Genomic DNA, 17,279 nt, shown 5'->3' with positions numbered 1-17,279 from the left:
GGATGGCATAAAAGACCAGCAGTCTGGGAGGGTCGTTGCGGTGTTGAAATCCAGTGTCAGGGTCGCCTCGCTTGCCGCGCTGTGCCTCTGGATTCTGCCCGATCTGGCGCAGGCGGCTGAGGTCCGGCTGACCGCGCCTGACGCGAGGGATGGGTTTACAGACCGCTTGCGCAGCGCCTCGCTCACGATCACCACTGCCGCCCAACAAGAGGCCACCGCACAAGACCTATTGGCTGCGGCCCAATCGGATTACGGGCGTCTGATCGGTGTGCTTTATGCCGAGGGGTTTTATGGCGGCGTGATCCGCATCCTCGTGGATGGCCAAGAGGCCGCCAGCATCCCGCCCCTGCGCGCGCCAAGTGACATCAGACAGATTGACATCACCGTCGAGCGCAACGCGCCTTTCGTCTTTTCAACCGCGCGCGTCGCACCGCTTGCCCCAAAAACCAAGCTGCCGCCTGAATTTGTCACCGGCAACCGGGCCAAGGGCGATCTTATCGGCGATGCGACGCGCAGCAGCATCGCCGCATGGCGCACCACCGGACACGCCAAGGCGCTTGTGTCAGAGCAAACCATTATTGCCGATCACGCGGCCTCGACCTTGTCCGCTGACATCCAGCTTGATCCCGGACCGCGTCTGCACTTTGGAGAGCTGTTGCTGGCCGAAGAAAGCCGCGAAAGCCGTGTGCGCCCGGACCGTATCCGCGACATTGCGGGCCTGCCGACGGGCCGCAAATTCTCGCCCGAAGAATTGGACAACGCCGCCACCCGCCTGCGCCGCAGCGGTGCCTTTCGCTCGGTTGTGATGATCGAGGCAGACAGGCCCAATCCCGATGGCAGCCTTGATATCACGGCCCGCGTCACCGATGCCCCGCCCCGGCGTCTTGGCTTTGGCGTGGAACTGGCCTCGCTCGAAGGGCTGACACTTTCAGGCTTTTGGCTGCATCGCAACCTCTTTGGCGGTGCCGAGCGACTGCGGCTTGATGCCATGATCGGTGGTATCGGCGGGGATTCAGGGGGCGAGGATTATCGCCTTGGCGCGCGCTATGACCGGCCCGCAACCTTTCACCCCGACACCGGGCTGTTTCTTGAGGCCCGGATCGAGGGAAATGACGAGCCAGATTATACGGAATCAAAGGTCGAAATCGGCGGCGGCTTTACCCGGGTATTCTCGGACGAGCTGCGCGGCGAGGCGGGCATTGCCTATCGCTATTCCGACATCGACGACGATCTTGGACGGCGCGAATTGCAGCATCTGCTGTTTCCGGCCAGCCTGACTTGGGACAAGCGCGATGATGCGCTCAACGCAACCTCGGGTCTTTTCCTTGAGGTGTCGCTCACGCCCTTTATCGGCCTCGACCAAAGATCGGGGGACGGCGCGCGCATTTTTGCCGATGCTCGGCACTACCGTAGCTTCGGCGCGGGCGACCGTTACACCCTTGCAGGGCGCGCGCAGATCGGATCGGTTGCGGGCCCCTCAATCGGCGAAATCCCGGCTGACATGCTGTTTTATTCCGGGGGAGCAGGCACTGTGCGCGGACAGGATTATCAATCTTTGGGCGTTGATATCGCCCCCGGCGTGCGCGTGGGCGGGCGTGCCTTTGTCGGATTCTCGGGCGAATTCCGCACCAGCGTCACAGACAAGATCCAAGGCGTAGCCTTTGTCGACACAGGCTTTGTCGGTCAGGATGCGCTTGGCACAGGACGCGGAGATTGGCACAGCGGTGCCGGGATCGGTGCCCGCTACTTCACCCCTGTGGGCCCGATCCGCGTGGATATAGCCACCCCCTTGGGTGACAGGGCCGGGGAAGACCTCGAACTTTACATCGGTATTGGGCAGGCATTCTGATGGCCCGGCTGGTCCTTTTCCTGTCGTTGCTGCTGACGACGCTTGCAACGCCACTCTTGGCGCAAACCACGGATGAGGATCGCGGCTATCTGCAAGCCTTGCTTGAAGATAACCTCTCTGGTGCTGGACGCGAGGTGCGGATCACAGGCTTTGCCGGGGCGCTCTCGTCACAGGCGACTATCGCAGAACTGACCATCGCTGATCGCGACGGCATCTGGCTCACGCTGCGCGATGTAACGCTCGATTGGACGCGCACGGCGCTTTTGCGGGGCCGGGTCGAAGTCAATCGCCTGACCGCGCGAGAAATCACGGTGGCGCGTGCGCCAATTGCCGAAGAACCGCTTTCGCCAGACATGGCAGAGGCCACGCCCTTTCGCCTGCCAGAGCTGCCAGTCTCCGTCAACATCGGCGAGATCAGCGCCGAGACACTTACTCTTGGCGCCCCGCTTTTGGGTGAGGAGGTCGCTCTTCGCCTGCTTGGGCGGCTGTCACTTGGAAGTGGTGAAGGGGCGGCAGAGATCGAGGTGACCCGCCTTGACGGGCGCGGTGCCGTATCGCTGAACGCAAGTTTTGTGAATGCGACCCAGGTTCTCGCCCTTGATCTGTCACTTCAAGAGGACGCGGGCGGCATCGCCGCCACTTTGCTGCAACTGCCAGATCGGCCCGCTCTTTCGCTCGGGATCAGCGGTACGGCCCCCTTGAACGACTATACGGCCGACATTCGCCTTGCCTCGGACGGCACCCCCCGCCTGACCGGAGAGGTTACGATCCGCGACGCGGAGGCCGAGGGCGTTACGTCAAAAGCCTTTGGCGCGACGATTTCGGGCGATCTCACACCGCTTTTTGCTGCTGACTACCGCCCCTTCTTTGGGACAGAAAGCGCGCTCAAACTGACCGGCACGCGCCAGCCAAACGGGGCCTTGGACATCGCGGATTTCACACTTTCGGCGGCACAGGTCACGCTGTCCGGCGCGTTGTCGCTCGATGCGGCGGGGTGGCCTCAGCGATTTAGGCTGACCGGCGAATTGGGCGATGGTGACAGCCGCGTGCGTTTGCCCATCAGCGGCCCCGCAACCCACATTCGTGGCGCTACGATTGACGCTGCCTTTGATGCCGCGCGCGGCGATCGTTGGCGCACACAGCTGGGCCTGACCGGGTTCGAGCGCCCTGATATCGGCCTTGCCACGGCCACGCTCTCGGGGCGTGGGGCGTTAGAACGCACCGCACCGCGCGGTGTGACGGCGCTTGTTGAATTTGACCTTGCCGGGCTGCGCGTTGACGATCCGGCACTGGCTGAGGCCGTCGGAACAGAACTGTCCGGCCTTGCCTCGCTCGATTTCACCGAAGATCGCCCACTTGTCCTGAGGGCCCTACGGCTTGTGTCCGGCGCTGCGCAGCTTTCGGGCAATGGACGGATCGCGGCCTTGGCCGAAGGGTTTCCTGTCTCTGGCACCGCAACGCTGGAGGCACCCAACCTCGCACGCTTTGCCGCGCTCTCCGGGCAGAGCATTGCAGGGGCAGCCAAGGCGACCATCGCAGGCTCTGGCAGCCTGCTTGGGGGCGATTTCGACATCACACTTGATGCGGAAACGGATCAACTTGCGGTCGGCATTGCCCAGGTTGATCCCCTGATCGCAAGCGCGGGCACGCTCTCGATGGCTGCACGCCGCGATACCACCGGCATCGCGCTCGACCGCCTTCAGATCGAAAATGACGTGATCCGCGCCACTGCTTCGGGGCGCCTCAGCGGCGAGAGCGGCGCGCTCAGCCTTGCGGCGCGGTTGACCGATCTGGCGCTTTCAGATCCGCGCCTCTCCGGTCCGGCAGAAATCAGCAGCAACGTGGCGTGGCAAACCGGGGGCGATGTCACCCTGACGGGACTGGATGCAGCGCTCATGGGAAGCCGCCTGCGCGCCAATGCAACCCTCTCGCCCGAGGTCGAGGGCCTGCCCCTGAGCGGGGAACTCAGGGCAGAGATCAGCGATCTGGCACGGTTCAGCGCCCTGGCGGGCCTTCCCCTGCGCGGTGCCCTTGACCTGACGCTTGACGGCAAAGCCAAGGATCGTGGACAGGATGTAGAGATCAGCGCCACGCTCGATGGGCGCAATCTTGGAACCGGGATCGCCGATCTCGACAAGCTCATCGCCGGGCAACTCTCTCTCAGGGCAGACGTTGCGCGCCGCCTTGACGGGATCGAGATTGGTACGCTCCGGCTTGAGACACCACAACTCGCGCTCTCCGCAGGGTCGCCCAACCCGGATGCTCCCGTAGATTTCAACATACGTCTGGCCAATTTGGGCCTGTTCGCCCCTGATTTCGCGGGCCCCGTGACCGCAACGGGCCGCGCCACCCTGTCGGGCGCTCTTGCTGAACGGGTGGCCGTGACGCTTTCAGCTGAGGGCCCGGGGGGCACCACGGCGCAGGTCTCGGGCGATATCGTGGATCACGGCGCGCGCCTTGATCTTAGTGCCAGTGGCGCGCTGCCGCTGGCGCTTGCCAACAGCTATATCCGACCAAACGCAATTCAGGGAACGGCGCGCTACGACCTGCGGATCAACGGTGCCCCCGCCCTGCCCGCCGTCTCGGGCACGATCAGCACCTCTGACACACGCATTGCCCTGCCCGCAACCGGCCTCACGGTCGAAACCCTGAGCGGCACGGCAACGCTCGGTCAAAGCCGCGTGCAGACAGATTTCACCGCGCAGATGCGCGATGGCGGACAGATACGGGTGACCGGGCCGGTTGGCCTGACCCCCGGCTTCACAGGCGATCTGTCGGTGGGGCTTGATGGCCTCGTGCTGAGCGACCAGTTGATCTATACCACGACGGTGAACGGCAACATTGGCGTCAACGGCCCGTTGACAGGCGGCGCGCGGATCAGCGGGGCGCTGACACTCGAGGAAACCAATATCCGCATCCCCTCGGGCTTGGGCGCGGCATCGGTCTCGTTGCCAGATCTTCAGCATCGCAACGAACCCGCCGCAGTGCGCACCACCCGAGAGCGCGCAGGCCTGATCCAGACCGAAACAGCCGGGCGCGCGCGGCCCTACGCGCTCAACCTGTCGATCAATGCCCCAAACCGGATATTCGTTCGTGGGCGGGGGCTTGATGCCGAACTGGGCGGCAGCCTGCGCCTTGCCGGAACCACCGATGCCGTTGCCCCGGACGGGTTTTTTGAATTGATCCGGGGACGGATCGACATTCTGGGTCAAAGGCTTACTATGACCGAAGGCCGCATCACGATGCAGGGCTCTCTTGATCCCTACCTGCGCTTTGTGGCCACCACCGATGCGGGCGACGTCGCTGTGCAAGTGATCGTAGAAGGCGTGGCAAGCGCCCCCGAAGTGCGCTTTGCCTCTGATCCTGATCTTCCGCAAGAAGAGGTGGTCTCTCGGCTTATCTTTGGGCGCGGCTTGGATAACATCTCTGCCTTTCAGGCCGCGCAAATGGCCTCGGCGGTGGCGACGCTGTCCGGCAATAGCAACGGCGATGTGGTTGGTAAGCTGCGGGGTGCCATCGGCCTTTCGGATCTCGACGTCACACAAACCGAGGATGGCGGCACCGAGGTGAGTGCCGGTGCCTATATCTCGGACAAGGTCTATACCGAAGTCACAGCCGACAGCGAAGGCAAGCAACGCATCAATCTGAACTTTGATCTTAGCGACAGTGTCACGCTCAAGGGCGGGGCCTCTAACGATGGCTCCTCTGGGGTTGGCGTGTTTTTTGAACGCGATTATTGAGGGAATCGCGAAAACTTTTACAGGTTGCTCAGAATTCGGGCATAAAAGACTGACCTAACGCTCTGCTGCTTGGAATGATTTGTGCAGGCACAGAGCAAAAGGGAGGATCGCATGCGTTATATTCCATGGTTGATCAGTATTCTGCTCGTGCCCATTGGTGGGGCGATTGCCATTTGGCTGCCATTCTGGGGCGGGATGCTGGCGGGGCTTGCGGGCTTGGCCGCAACCATCGGGCTCTACGATGTTTACCAAAGCAAGCGCGCAGTTCTCAAAAACTATCCGCTCTCTGCCCGTCTGCGATTTCTCTTTGAACATTTCCGCCCCGAGATACGGCAATACTTCCTCGAAAGTGATCATGACGAGACCCCCTTTTCGCGCGAACAGCGCGCGCTTGTCTATCGCAGGTCCAAGGGGATCGAGGGCTTGCGCCCTTTTGGCACGTTGCGCAATGTCAATGCCGTCGGGCATGAGTGGATCAATCACTCCATTTCGCCAAGCCACCTGGGTGACATCGCATTTCGCCAGCCCATCGGTGGCCCGGACTGCACACAGCCCTACGACAGTTCTGCGCTCAACATTTCGGGCATGTCCTATGGCGCGCTGTCGCCAACGGCGATTGAGGCGCTGAACTGGGGCGCAAAACTGGGCGGCTTTGCCCATACCACCGGCGAAGGCTCGATCTCGCGGTTTCATCGCAAACACGGTGGCGATCTGATCTGGCAGATCGGATCAGGCTATTTTGGCTGCCGCACCGCCACAGGCGCATTTGACCCAGAGATGTTCGTCACCAATGCCTCTGACCCTCAGGTCAAGATGATTGAGATTAAGCTCAGCCAAGGGGCCAAGCCCGGACACGGCGGCATCCTGCCCGGCGCAAAGGTGACAGAGGCGATTGCAGAGGCGCGCGGCGTTCTGGTGGGTCAGGATTGCATCAGCCCTGCCGCCCATTCTGAATTTTCCTCGCCCGATGGCCTTTGCCGCTTTATCGCCCGCCTGCGGCATCTCTCGGGCGGGAAACCTGTGGGGCTCAAACTCTGCGTGGGTCACCCGTGGGAGGTGTTCGCCATGGTCAAAGCCTTTCATGAAACCGGCATCACGCCAGATTTCATCACCATCGACGGGGCCGAAGGCGGCACCGGCGCGGCCCCGGTGGAATTCGCCGATCACAAAGGTGCCCCCATCCGCGAGGGGCTCATGCTTGTGCATAACAGCCTCGTTGGCATGGGGCTGCGCGACCGCGTTCGCCTGATTGCCTCGGGCAAGATTATCAGCGCCTTCGATATGTGCCGCATGTTCGCCCTTGGTGCCGATGGCTGCAATATCGCGCGCGGTTTCATGTTCGCGGTTGGCTGCATTCAGGCGCAAGTCTGTCACTCGGGCAAATGCCCAACTGGCGTCACCTCGCAGGATCCCGGCCGTTACCGCGCGATCGTGGTTGCGGAAAAGCATCTGCGCGTGGCCAGTTATCACCGCAACACGCTCTTCGCCCTCAAGGAAGCGGTGGAATCCTCTGGCCTTCAGCGACCACAGGAATTCACGCCACATCACCTGATGATCCGCGTCAACAGCCGCGAAGTGCGTTCCGCCGCAAGCCAGTATCTCTGGCTCGAACCCGGCGAATTGCTCGGCGGTCATGTCAGCCATCCCGCCTTTGCCAAATACTGGGATCACGCCCGCCCAGACACATTCGCCTTCGCCCCCTGACCAAGGACCGCGAAGAACCGGGATAAGCCGGTTCTGATCAGAGGAAAACAAATGGTGCCCAAGGTGGGATTCGAACCCACACACCCGTAAAGGCGGCGGATTTTGAATCCGCTGCGTCTACCGTTCCGCCACTTGGGCACTGTTCTTTCTCTAGCCAAGCACGCGACCGACGTCCAGTGCCGAAACGGCGTATTGTGGCGGAATTTGTATGTGGCCGCGCTCGAGACTTGACCCCAGCCATCGGGCGTGGTGTCTCGCGTCAGGCAACGTAAGAGACCCGCAATGATCCGCGCCCTTTATGACTGGACGATCCGAATGGCCGACCATCGCCATGCGCTTTGGGTTCTGGCCGCGGTGTCCTTTGTCGAAAGCTCGGTGTTTCCGATTCCCCCAGATGTTTTGATGATCCCGATGATCCTCGCGCGGCCTTCGCGGGCGTGGTTGATCGCGCTTGTGGCGCTTGTATCTTCGGTTCTCGGTGGGTTGCTGGGCTATGCCATTGGGGCCTTTGCGTTTCAGGAAATTGGCCAACCCATCCTCGCAGCCCTTGGCAAGGGCGACGCAATGACCGAATTCAGCACAAGGTTCAACGATTTCGGGTTCTGGGCGGTGCTGACCGCTGGCATCACGCCCTTTCCCTACAAGGTCATCACCATCATGTCGGGCTGGACGGCCATGCCGCTGGGGGTGTTCATCGCCAGCTCCATTCTGGCGCGCGGCATCCGGTTCTTTCTTGTTGCGGCATTGCTCTGGAAATACGGGCCCTCGGTGCGCGATTTCATCGAACGCCGTCTCGGGCTTGTAACCATCGTCTTCGTAGTTCTGCTTTTTGGTGGCTTTTACGCAACGAGGTTCTTTTGATGCAGCTGAGCCAGAAACATCTCATCCTCCTTGCGGCGGGCGGTTCTGCCGCGCTGATGCTGGGGGCGCTCGGGTTTCAGCACTTGGGCGGCATGGCCCCCTGCAAGCTCTGCATCTGGCAGCGTTGGCCACATGTAATCGCGATAGCCTTTGGCGCTGCTGCGCTCGTCGCCCTGCCCCGCCTGCTCTGCCTCGGGGGTCTTTTGGCTGCGCTCACCACGGCCGGTATCGGCGGATATCACACCGGGGTCGAGCGTGGCTGGTGGCAAGGTCCGACCAGTTGCTCGTCGTCCGGCACGGATGGGATCAGCGCCGACGCACTCTTTGAACAGATCATGGCGGCGCCCCTTGTGCGCTGCGATCAGGTGCCATGGGAGATGCTGGGCCTGTCGATGGCCAGTTGGAACATGCTGGCCTCTCTGGGCCTTGCCACACTCTGGCTGATGGCATTGCGCAAGCGCTGAACCATTGCTTAGGCCCCCGATTTCCACGTGTTGAGCAACAGGCTCGTCTCGGATTGCGCTATCCCCTCGAACCGCCGGATCTGCGCCAGCACCTTGTCCAGCTCTTCAAGCGTTTCGGTCCCAATCTCGACAATCACATCCCACCGGCCATTGGTGGTATGGGTCGCGCGCACGGCGCTCAGACCGTTGAGTTGGCGCAATATCCGGTCTGTGCCGCGCCCTTCAATCCCCAGCATCATGAGGCCCCGCACCGGATCACGGGCCGCGTCCCCGCGCAACACCACGGTAAAGCCAACAATCGCGCCACTTGCCCGCAACCGCTCAATCCGCGCCCGCACCGTGGTGCGCGACATGCCAAGCCCGATCGCCAGATCTGACAGAGAGGCGCGCGCATCATGCCGCAGCATGGAAAACAACCTCTGATCGGCATCGTCCATTTCGCAGCTTCCTTGATCCAATTTGCACAAATACTACCCTATTTGCGCAAAATAGCCGCTTCATTTCAACTCAATTCGGCGGCATCCTGATCCCAAAGCGCAAACGTGAGAGCCTCTGATGACCCCACAAACCATCCTTCTGATCGGTGCCCCGGTTGATAGCGGCAAGGACAGGCGCGGCTGTCTGATGGGCCCTGACGCCTATCGTACCGCCGGCTTGGCAGAGGCGCTTGGCGATCTTGGGCATGGCTTGCGCGACCTTGGCAATCTCTGCCCTGCCCCGGCGACGGTCGATCCCGCCCTGCCCGCGCATCTGCACGCGCCTGCCGAAACGGCCGGCTGGACGGCAACCTTGATGCAGGCCGCAGAGGAAGCCATGCAAGAGGGGCTGCCGATCTTTTTGGGGGGCGACCACAGCCTTTCGCTTGGGTCCGTCGCAGGCGTGGCCAATCATGCCGCTGCCATGAGGCGCCCGCAATTCGTGCTCTGGCTTGATGCCCATAGCGATTTTCACACACCGCAAACCACTGCGTCGGGCAATCTGCACGGCACGCCGCTCGGCTATGTCACGGGCCGCGCCGGATTTCACGGCTTTCCAGAGGTTGCCAATCCGGTGCCCGAAGAAAACATCTGCATTCTCGGCCTGCGGTCCGTAGACCGTGCGGAACGCGAGGCGCTGCAATCCAGCCGCATCCGCTATCACGATATGCGCGTGATCGACGAACAGGGGATTTCCCGCCCTCTTGCCGCCTTTCTGGATCGCGTGGCCGCTGCGGGTGGCGCGCTGCATGTCAGCCTTGATGTCGATTTCATCGACCCGCTCTTTGCCCCCGCCGTGGGCACGACCGTGCCCGGCGGCGTCACGATCCGCGAGGCGCATCTGACGATGGAAATGATCTGCGACAGTGGTCTTATGACCTCGCTCGATCTGGTGGAACTGAACCCTTTTCTAGATGAACGCGGGCGCACCGCGCAGGTGATGGTCGATCTCGCGGCCTCTGCCCTTGGCCGCCGCGTGTTTGATCGCCCCACCCAGGCCTATAGCTGAGGACCCAAAGATGACGCTTGCCCCCTCCCACAAGGCGCTGGTGCCTTTTGTATCTGTCGATAACATGATGAAACTGGTGCATCACATCGGGATCGAGCCGATGTTGCGCGGGCTGGCCGACTATATCGAGGCCGATTTCCGCCGGTGGGAGCTGTTCGACAAGACCCCGCGCATCGCCAGCCATTCCGAGGAAGGCGTGATCGAGCTCATGCCCACTTCGGATGGCGAGGTTTATGGCTTCAAATATGTCAACGGCCACCCCAAGAATACCCGTCAGGGGTTGCAAACCGTCACCGCCTTTGGCCTCTTGGCGAATGTGGGGAACGGCTATCCTGTGCTCTTGTCCGAAATGACCGTGCTCACGGCGCTGCGCACGGCGGCCACCTCGGCGATGGTGGCCAAGTATCTTGCCCCCAAAGGCGCACACACGATGGCGATGATCGGCAATGGCGCGCAATCAGAGTTTCAAACGCTGGCGATGAAGGCGATTTGTGACCTCAAATCCGTGCGCCTCTACGACATTGACCCCGCCGCAACCGCCAAGGCCGCCCGCAATCTGCGCGGTCTGGGGCTGGAGGTGGTCAGTTGCTCCACCCCCGAGGAAAGCATGGAAGGCGCGCAGATCATCACCACCTGCACAGCGGACAAGCAATATGCGACGATCCTGAGCGACAACATGGTTGGGGCCGGCGTGCATATCAACGCCATCGGTGGCGATTGCCCGGGCAAGACAGAGCTGGCACCCGGCGTGCTTCAGCGCTCGACCATCTTTGTAGAATATCCCGAGCAAACCCGGATTGAGGGCGAAATACAGCAACTTTCGCCCGATCACCCCGTGACCGAGATGTGGCAGGTGATCAACGGCACCGCCAAGGGGCGCAGCCACGCTGATGAAATTACGCTTTTTGACAGCGTGGGCTTTGCCATCGAGGATTTTTCGGCCCTTCGCTATGTCCGCGACCATATCGCGGGCACCGACCTTTTCCTTGATCTCGACCTATTGGCCGACCCGGACGATCCCCGCGACCTGTTCGGGATGCTGCAACGTGCGAGCACCCCATAGCCGCCCCCGTTTAACGCCCTTTAAACAGCCCGCCCAAGATGCCACGCACGATGCGGCGGCCCGTGGTGCCGGTCAATTCCTTCATCACGGCTGAGGCAAGCGCGTCGCCAAAGCCCTCGGGTTCGCGCGCGCGGCGGCTCTGCCCCGAGGTGGCCCCACCTGAATACCGCCGTGCCGCTTTGAATTCGCGGGCGCGCTCGGCTTCGGCCTCTTCGGCGGCGGCCTCTGCGGCACTCTTGGCCTCGGCGTCTTCGGCCTCTTTCGCCGCAGCGGCGGCGCGGGCGGCCAAAATCTCATGAGCGGACTGCCGATCAATCGCCGTCTCGTATTTCCCCGCAACGGGCGAGCCTGCGATGACCGCGCGCCGGGTGGCCGCATCGCAAGGGCCAAGCTGTGTCGCGGGCGGGCGTACAAGCGTGCGTTCAACCACCCCCGGCACACCTTTGTTTTGCAGCATCGACGTCACCGCCTCGCCCACGCCCACATCCCGGATCGCCTCTACCGTGTCAAAGCGCGGATTGGGGCGATAGGTCTCGGCGGCGCGGCTCAGCGCCTTTTGATCCCGCGCGGTAAAGGCGCGCAGCGCGTGCTGAAACCGGTTGCCAAGCTGGCCCAGAATATCCTCGGGCACGTCATCCGGGTTCTGAGTGATGAAATAAACACCAACCCCCTTGGACCGGATCAGGCGCGCCACCTGCTCGACCTTGTCGACCAGAGCCTTGGGCGCATCCTCAAACAGCAAATGCGCCTCGTCAAAGAAGAACACCAGCTTGGGTTTATCGACATCGCCCACTTCGGGGAGTGTCTCAAAGAGCTCGCTCAAAAGCCACAAGAGGAAAGTCGCATAGAGGCGCGGCGAATTGATCAGCCGGTCGGCGGCAAGGATATTGACATAGCCACGCCCCTCGGGCGTTACGCGCATCAAATCCTCTAGCGCCAAGGCTGGCTCGCCAAAGAAATGCGCGCCCCCCTGATTTTCCAGCACCAAGAGCGCACGTTGAATGGCCCCGACCGAGGATACACCCACATTGCCATAGCGCAGCGACAGATCGGCGCTGTTCTGGCCCACCCATGTCAGCAGCGCTTGCAGATCCTTGAGGTCGAGTAGCGGCAGCCCCTCTTCATCCGACACGCGAAACGCGATGTTGAGCACACCCTCTTGTGCATCCGAAAGCCCCATCAGCCGCGACAGCAAGAGCGGCCCCATCTCGGCCAGCGTGGTGCGCACCGGGTGCCCTTGCTCGCCAAAGAGATCCCAAAAAATCACCGGAAAAGTATCATAGCGAAAGGCGTCAAAGCCAATTTTCTGGGCACGCTCGGTGAAGGGTCCGTGCAGCTTGTTTTCGGGGCTGCCTGCGACGGCCATGCCCGATACATCGCCCTTGATGTCCGACAGGATCACAGGCACGCCCGCATCCGAGAACCCCTCGGCCAATACTTGCAACGTCACCGTCTTGCCGGTGCCTGTGGCCCCCGCGACAAGACCATGCCGATTGCCGTATTTGAGCAAGAGTTCCTGAGGCTCGGAATAATCCGCACCGCCGCCGCCCACGAAAATCGAAGTCTGCACCCCAACACCCCCTATCCAGAAAAGGTCACGGGCTGACCATACTTAATTAACCCTTTCATGCCAGTCTGAATTCATGCCCGGAACCGATTGTCCTCTGGTTGCGGGTGACTTCCTCCCTGTCAGACTGGCCGCGCCCCTCGGGTGCGGCCTTTTTTCGCGATTTTGCGACCTTCCCTGTTGACGGGTGCGCGCATCTGTCCTAGCGTCCGTTTCAATAACTAAGTCGGCCAGTCCGACGGGGAGAAACGTAGGAAGAGGCCGAAAGGCCTCTTTCTTTTTTGCTGACCTCATAATCACAGCGTATTACAAGATGGCGTAAAGCTGCTGGCGACGCGACATTGCGACGTATTTCATCCTGACTCTCCCGGCACACCATGCTAAAGCGCGGCGGAAACATAGACCGATATGGGGAAATGATGCCTAGACTCCTTACAAGCCTTTCGATTGTGGCGCTTCTCGCAATGGGCGGAGCCCTCAGCGCACAGGAAGCAACACAGCCGGCCCCCGAAGCCCCGGTAGAGGCCGCAGAACCGGACGCCGAGACCCCGGCGATCGGTCTCGACACCGGACGCCCTGTGCAAGAGGATCCGTCCTATATCAAATCCACCCATGACGATTGGCAGATCAAATGCTTTCGCACCGGGGTGGAAGGGCAAGAAGACCTCTGCCAGATGTATCAGCTGATGACCGAGAGCGCCGGGAATCCGGTGGCGGAATTCACCATTTACCGCCTGCCCGAAGGTGGTCCGGTGATCGCAGGCGCCACGATTGCTGCCCCTCTGGGCACGCTTTTGACCGAAGAAATCAAGCTCTCGGTCGATGGCGCCAATGCCAAGAGTTATGCCTATTCGTTCTGCACCATGGCGGGCTGTTTCGCGCGCATCGGTCTGACGCAACAGGACATCGACACGATGAAGCGCGGCGTGAAGGTGACGCTTGAAATTGTCCCGGCTCAGGCGCCGGATCAAAAGGTAAAGATTGACGCCTCGCTCAAGGGCTTTACCGCTGCCTTCGAAGAAGCCTCAATTCTTCAGCAGTAATTAAAGTATCACTCCTAATGCCAACGCCGCCCTATGGGGCGGCGTTTTGCGTTCCAACCTCAGGCAAAGCGCTTGAGCGCCAGCACAGCGTTGAGCCCACCAAAGGCAAAGGCATTGCTCAGCGCCACATTCACTCGCGCCTCGCGCGCCACGTTCGGCACCACGTCCAGTGCGCATTCCGGGTCCGGTTCCTCATAGCCGATTGTGGGCGCAATGATCCCGTCGCGCAGCGCCATGATACAGGCCAAAAGCTCGACCGCGCCAGTTCCACCGATCAGATGCGCATGCATGGATTTGGTCGAGGAAATCATCAGACGATCCGCGTGATGCCCGAACACATCCGCCACCGCCGCACTCTCGGTCTTATCATTCGCCGCAGTGCCAGTGCCATGCGCGTTGATATAGCCCACCTCTTCGCGGTTGATCCGCGCATCATTGAGCGCGCCGGTGATGGCACGTGCGGCCCCCTGTTTGGAGGGCATGACAATGTCGGAGGCATCCGACGTCATGGCAAAGCCTGCGACCTCGGCCAAAATCTCGGCTCCGCGCCTTTTGGCATGCTCCATCTCTTCAAAGACGAAAATCGCGGCCCCCTCGCCCTGAACCATACCGTTGCGATTGGCCGAGAATGGGCGGCAGGCATCCCGGCTCATGACCCGCAACCCCTCCCACGCCTTGACGCCGCCAAAACACAGCATCGATTCAGATCCCCCCGTGACCATCACCGGGGTAATGCCGCCATGCACCATCTGAAATGCCTGCGCCATCGCGTGATTGGACGACGCGCAAGCGGTCGAGACGGTAAAGGTCGGCCCCTTGAGATTGAATTCCATCGACAGATGCGAAGCAGCGGCGTTATTCATCAGCTTGGGCACGACAAAGGGATGCACCCGGTTCTTGCCCTCTTCGTAGACAGAGCGGTAATTCTCGTCGAGCGTGGTCATGCCCCCGCCTGAATTGCCAAGAATCACGCCCGCCCGCGCGGCCAACTCGCCCGAAAACTCCAACCCGGCCTGCGCCATGGCCTGCCGCGCCGCGATCAGTGTGAATTGGGTAAACCGGTCATAGAGCGCCAGTTGCTGACGGTTGAACTGCGCCTCGGGATCGTAGTTCTTGACCTGGCCACCAATGCGAATCGACAACCGCTCGACGTCCTGAAATTCCAGATCGGAAATGCCGCAACGCCCTTCGCGCATCGCCTCAAGCGTGCTGGGCACATCGGCCCCAAGCGCGTTGATCGTGCCCGCGCCAGTAATGACCACCCGTTTCACGACTGCGCGGCCACCAGCCGCTCGATGCCGGCGATGATCGAACGCACAGTGGAAATGTCGAAATCGCTCTCTGACGGGTTGTTGGCGTTGAAGGGCACGGAAATGTCAAACGCCTCTTCGATGGCAAAGATACTCTCGACCAATCCGAGACTGTCGATACCCAGATCTTCGGGCGTGCTGTCAAGAGTGACATCCGCAGGTTCGAGCACGGCCTGTTCGGCGATGATGGCGATGACACGGTCCTGAATGGTGCTCATGGCAAGGTCTTTCATTCTGACGCCCGGGGGCCGGGCGGATGCTGGTCTTCTGCGTCGGTTTGGTAACAGTTTATTTAAGATCGGTCCCGCGCGCAGACAATCTTTTCAAGACAGCCGCGCAGTGTGCCGCACCTGAAACCCTGCGCTATCACAGGCAGGCGCATGGCAAAAGGCCCGCACCTCGCGGCACGGGCCCTGAACCGACGAAAAACTCAAATCTCAGCCCCGTGGCGTATCCAATGACACCCCGGCCTTTTCCAGCGCTTCCCAGATCCGCGCATCGCGCCCGTAGACATCGCCACGATACTGCGGACGCCCCTGTGCTTGGGTAAAGGCCGTGCGATAGATGATATGCACCGGCACATGCTGCTCCAGTTGCACATAGGTTTCGCGCCCTGTGCCCAGCACGGAATGAAAGAAGGCCTTGGGATCGCTTTCCTGCCGCCCCAAGAGCGCATAGGCGAAATCGAACGGTTGATGCAGGCGGATACAGCCATGGCTGAAATCGCGCTTCTCCAGATCGAACAGCGCTTTTTGCGGCGTGTCGTGCAGGTAGATATTGTACTTGTTGGGGAACATGAACTTGACCAGCCCAAGCGCGTTGCGCTCTGACGGTGGTTGCTTGATCGCAAAAGGGAAATTGCGCGCATTATACGCGCCGAAATTGACCGCCCCCCGGCTCACCTCGCGGCCATTGCGATTGTAAAGCTTGAGATGCGACGCCGCACCCGGATTGCGCTGCATCTGCGGCAGGTATTCGTTGACTGCGATCGAATAGGGCACATGCCATGTCGGATTGATGACCATATACTCCATCTCATCCGAGAATTCGGGGCTCCGGCGGTTCTGGTCATTCTTGCCAATCACGGCTCTGGTTGCAAAGGTCACCGAGTCATTGTCGAGAATGCGCGCGCTGAAATCGGTCAGGTTAACAAGTATGTGGCGCTGTCCGCGCTCCTCGCTTAGCCAGCGCTCCCGCTCCATCGCGACAATCACCGATTTGAGCCGCTCTGTCGCAGGGGTATTCACCGCCGCAAGCGTCGTCGACCCCGCAATGCCGTCGGTCTCAAGCCCGTGATCCCCTTGAAAGGCCTGAACCGCCTGTTGCAGCCTCATATCATAGGTCTGCGCCGCACTCCGATCCAGATAGCCCATTGCAATCAGCCGGTTGCGCAGGGCGATTACAGCCGGGCCGCTGTCGCCGGGCCGCAGCTTTTCAGCAGAAACCGCAGCCCCCCATCCGCCTTCTGCGACCAACTGCTCTAGCCGCAGTTTTTGTTTGAGGAGGCGCGCGTATTCATTGCTTCGCGGCGCAAGGTTCCGCATCACACGGCTAGGTTCTTTTGCAAGAATCTCATTCAAGAGCGCGCCAGATTCCTGCCGCACAACCTCACGCTTGATGTCACCAATAACCTTTGAGGGCACCAAAACCCCAGATTGCACATCATGCGCATAGCGCAGATAGGTGCGGCTGAGTGCGACCTCTACCTGCCCCAGATCGCGCTGTGACCGCGCGGCGGTCATCGACGCAATCAACCCGTCAAGATCATAACGCTCCGCAGGCAGGCCATGCACCCCGGCCCGCGCCAGCACCTGAACCAAGGCCTGACGGCGCGCGAGATGCTCGGCCCCCGCACCGGTCCAGACCGGACGATAGCTCTGATCCTGATAAAAGGCCGCAAGGTCACGATCCTCGGCTGCGGCCTCGGCCACCGCTTGCCGAAACGCCGCCTCTTGCGCCGCGGCTGGCATGATCCATGCAAACAGAACAAGTGCGGCGGTCAGCATGACCGGGACAATTCGGAGCAAATCGCGAGAGCGCGGGTGGCAAGACGCCAAAATCATTCTTTTACCTCTAAGTCACGGGGTCGCTTTGAGAAACTATATGCGGGATTTCCCATCGTTCTCAATTTTTTACTAAGGATTCCGTGTCAGTTTCGACGACAAGCGCATGACTGCGACGAAAATGCAGCGG

General features: G+C 61.2%; 13 protein-coding genes and 1 tRNA gene. 8 read left to right on the top strand and 6 right to left on the bottom strand.

Features of this window, described 5'->3' with window-relative positions:
- Window positions 1-40: 40 nt before the first annotated feature.
- The 3 genes from RAK1035_RS14000 to RAK1035_RS13990 all read left to right on the top strand — a co-directional run bounded on the left by RAK1035_RS14000 (window position 41) and on the right by RAK1035_RS13990 (window position 7,293).
- Window positions 41-1,849, top strand: a complete 1,809-nt coding sequence (locus tag RAK1035_RS14000; RefSeq protein WP_008282241.1) for an autotransporter assembly complex protein TamA — start codon at window positions 41-43, stop codon at window positions 1,847-1,849.
- The gene (locus RAK1035_RS13995; RefSeq protein ID WP_008282240.1) at window positions 1,849-5,589 is read left to right on the top strand and encodes a translocation/assembly module TamB domain-containing protein; all 3,741 of its coding nucleotides are present in this window, start codon (window positions 1,849-1,851) and stop codon (window positions 5,587-5,589) included. Before RAK1035_RS14000 ends, RAK1035_RS13995 begins: the two co-directional genes overlap by 1 nt.
- Window positions 5,590-5,700: 111 nt before the next feature.
- Window positions 5,701-7,293: an FMN-binding glutamate synthase family protein gene (locus RAK1035_RS13990; protein ID WP_008282239.1), complete on the top strand. Its 1,593-nt coding sequence runs from the start codon at window positions 5,701-5,703 to the stop codon at window positions 7,291-7,293.
- Between the two features lie 52 nt (window positions 7,294-7,345).
- On the opposite strand, the gene RAK1035_RS13985 is transcribed toward RAK1035_RS13990, so the two are convergent.
- Window positions 7,346-7,431 (bottom strand) — tRNA-Leu (locus RAK1035_RS13985).
- A gap of 144 nt (window positions 7,432-7,575) precedes the next feature.
- Between RAK1035_RS13985 and RAK1035_RS13980 the strand changes: the two genes are divergently transcribed.
- The gene (locus RAK1035_RS13980) at window positions 7,576-8,154 is read left to right on the top strand and encodes a YqaA family protein (protein WP_008282238.1); all 579 of its coding nucleotides are present in this window, start codon (window positions 7,576-7,578) and stop codon (window positions 8,152-8,154) included.
- Window positions 8,154-8,618 carry a disulfide bond formation protein B gene (locus RAK1035_RS13975; protein WP_008282237.1) on the top strand — a complete coding sequence of 155 codons (465 nt, stop codon included), beginning with the start codon at window positions 8,154-8,156 and terminating at the stop codon, window positions 8,616-8,618. Before RAK1035_RS13980 ends, RAK1035_RS13975 begins: the two co-directional genes overlap by 1 nt.
- Window positions 8,619-8,626: 8 nt before the next feature.
- On the opposite strand, the gene RAK1035_RS13970 is transcribed toward RAK1035_RS13975, so the two are convergent.
- Window positions 8,627-9,055: an Lrp/AsnC family transcriptional regulator gene (locus RAK1035_RS13970; RefSeq protein WP_008282236.1), complete on the bottom strand. Its 429-nt coding sequence runs from the start codon at window positions 9,053-9,055 to the stop codon at window positions 8,627-8,629.
- A gap of 118 nt (window positions 9,056-9,173) precedes the next feature.
- Between RAK1035_RS13970 and rocF the strand changes: the two genes are divergently transcribed.
- Together rocF and RAK1035_RS13960 are read left to right on the top strand one after the other, a co-directional pair.
- Window positions 9,174-10,103, top strand: a complete 930-nt coding sequence (gene rocF / locus RAK1035_RS13965; RefSeq protein ID WP_008282235.1) for an arginase — start codon at window positions 9,174-9,176, stop codon at window positions 10,101-10,103.
- Window positions 10,104-10,113: 10 nt separating this feature from the next.
- On the top strand, window positions 10,114-11,166 hold the full coding sequence (locus RAK1035_RS13960; protein WP_008282234.1) for an ornithine cyclodeaminase: 1,053 nt from the start codon (window positions 10,114-10,116) through the stop codon (window positions 11,164-11,166).
- A gap of 10 nt (window positions 11,167-11,176) precedes the next feature.
- Here RAK1035_RS13960 and RAK1035_RS13955 read toward each other — a convergent pair whose 3' ends face one another.
- Window positions 11,177-12,736 carry a helicase HerA-like domain-containing protein gene (locus RAK1035_RS13955; RefSeq protein ID WP_008282233.1) on the bottom strand — a complete coding sequence of 520 codons (1,560 nt, stop codon included), beginning with the start codon at window positions 12,734-12,736 and terminating at the stop codon, window positions 11,177-11,179.
- Window positions 12,737-13,149: 413 nt separating this feature from the next.
- On the opposite strand from RAK1035_RS13955, the gene RAK1035_RS13950 reads away from it, so the two are divergent.
- On the top strand, window positions 13,150-13,776 hold the full coding sequence (locus tag RAK1035_RS13950; protein WP_232279233.1) for an invasion associated locus B family protein: 627 nt from the start codon (window positions 13,150-13,152) through the stop codon (window positions 13,774-13,776).
- A gap of 59 nt (window positions 13,777-13,835) precedes the next feature.
- On the opposite strand, the gene RAK1035_RS13945 is transcribed toward RAK1035_RS13950, so the two are convergent.
- The 3 genes from RAK1035_RS13945 to RAK1035_RS13935 form a co-directional block, all read right to left on the bottom strand.
- Window positions 13,836-15,047, bottom strand: a complete 1,212-nt coding sequence (locus RAK1035_RS13945; protein ID WP_008282231.1) for a beta-ketoacyl-[acyl-carrier-protein] synthase family protein — start codon at window positions 15,045-15,047, stop codon at window positions 13,836-13,838.
- Window positions 15,044-15,304: an acyl carrier protein gene (locus RAK1035_RS13940; RefSeq protein WP_037298430.1), complete on the bottom strand. Its 261-nt coding sequence runs from the start codon at window positions 15,302-15,304 to the stop codon at window positions 15,044-15,046. Before RAK1035_RS13940 ends, RAK1035_RS13945 begins: the two co-directional genes overlap by 4 nt.
- A gap of 219 nt (window positions 15,305-15,523) precedes the next feature.
- Window positions 15,524-17,092, bottom strand: coding sequence for a L,D-transpeptidase family protein (locus tag RAK1035_RS13935; protein WP_008282229.1), 1,569 nt, complete (start codon window positions 17,090-17,092; stop codon window positions 15,524-15,526).
- Between the last annotated feature and the right edge of the window lie 187 nt (window positions 17,093-17,279).

This window comes from Roseovarius sp. AK1035, from assembly GCF_003288315.1.
Lineage (GTDB): Bacteria > Pseudomonadota > Alphaproteobacteria > Rhodobacterales > Rhodobacteraceae > Roseovarius > Roseovarius mucosus_A.
This window is presented reverse-complemented; position numbering and strand designations above follow the sequence as displayed.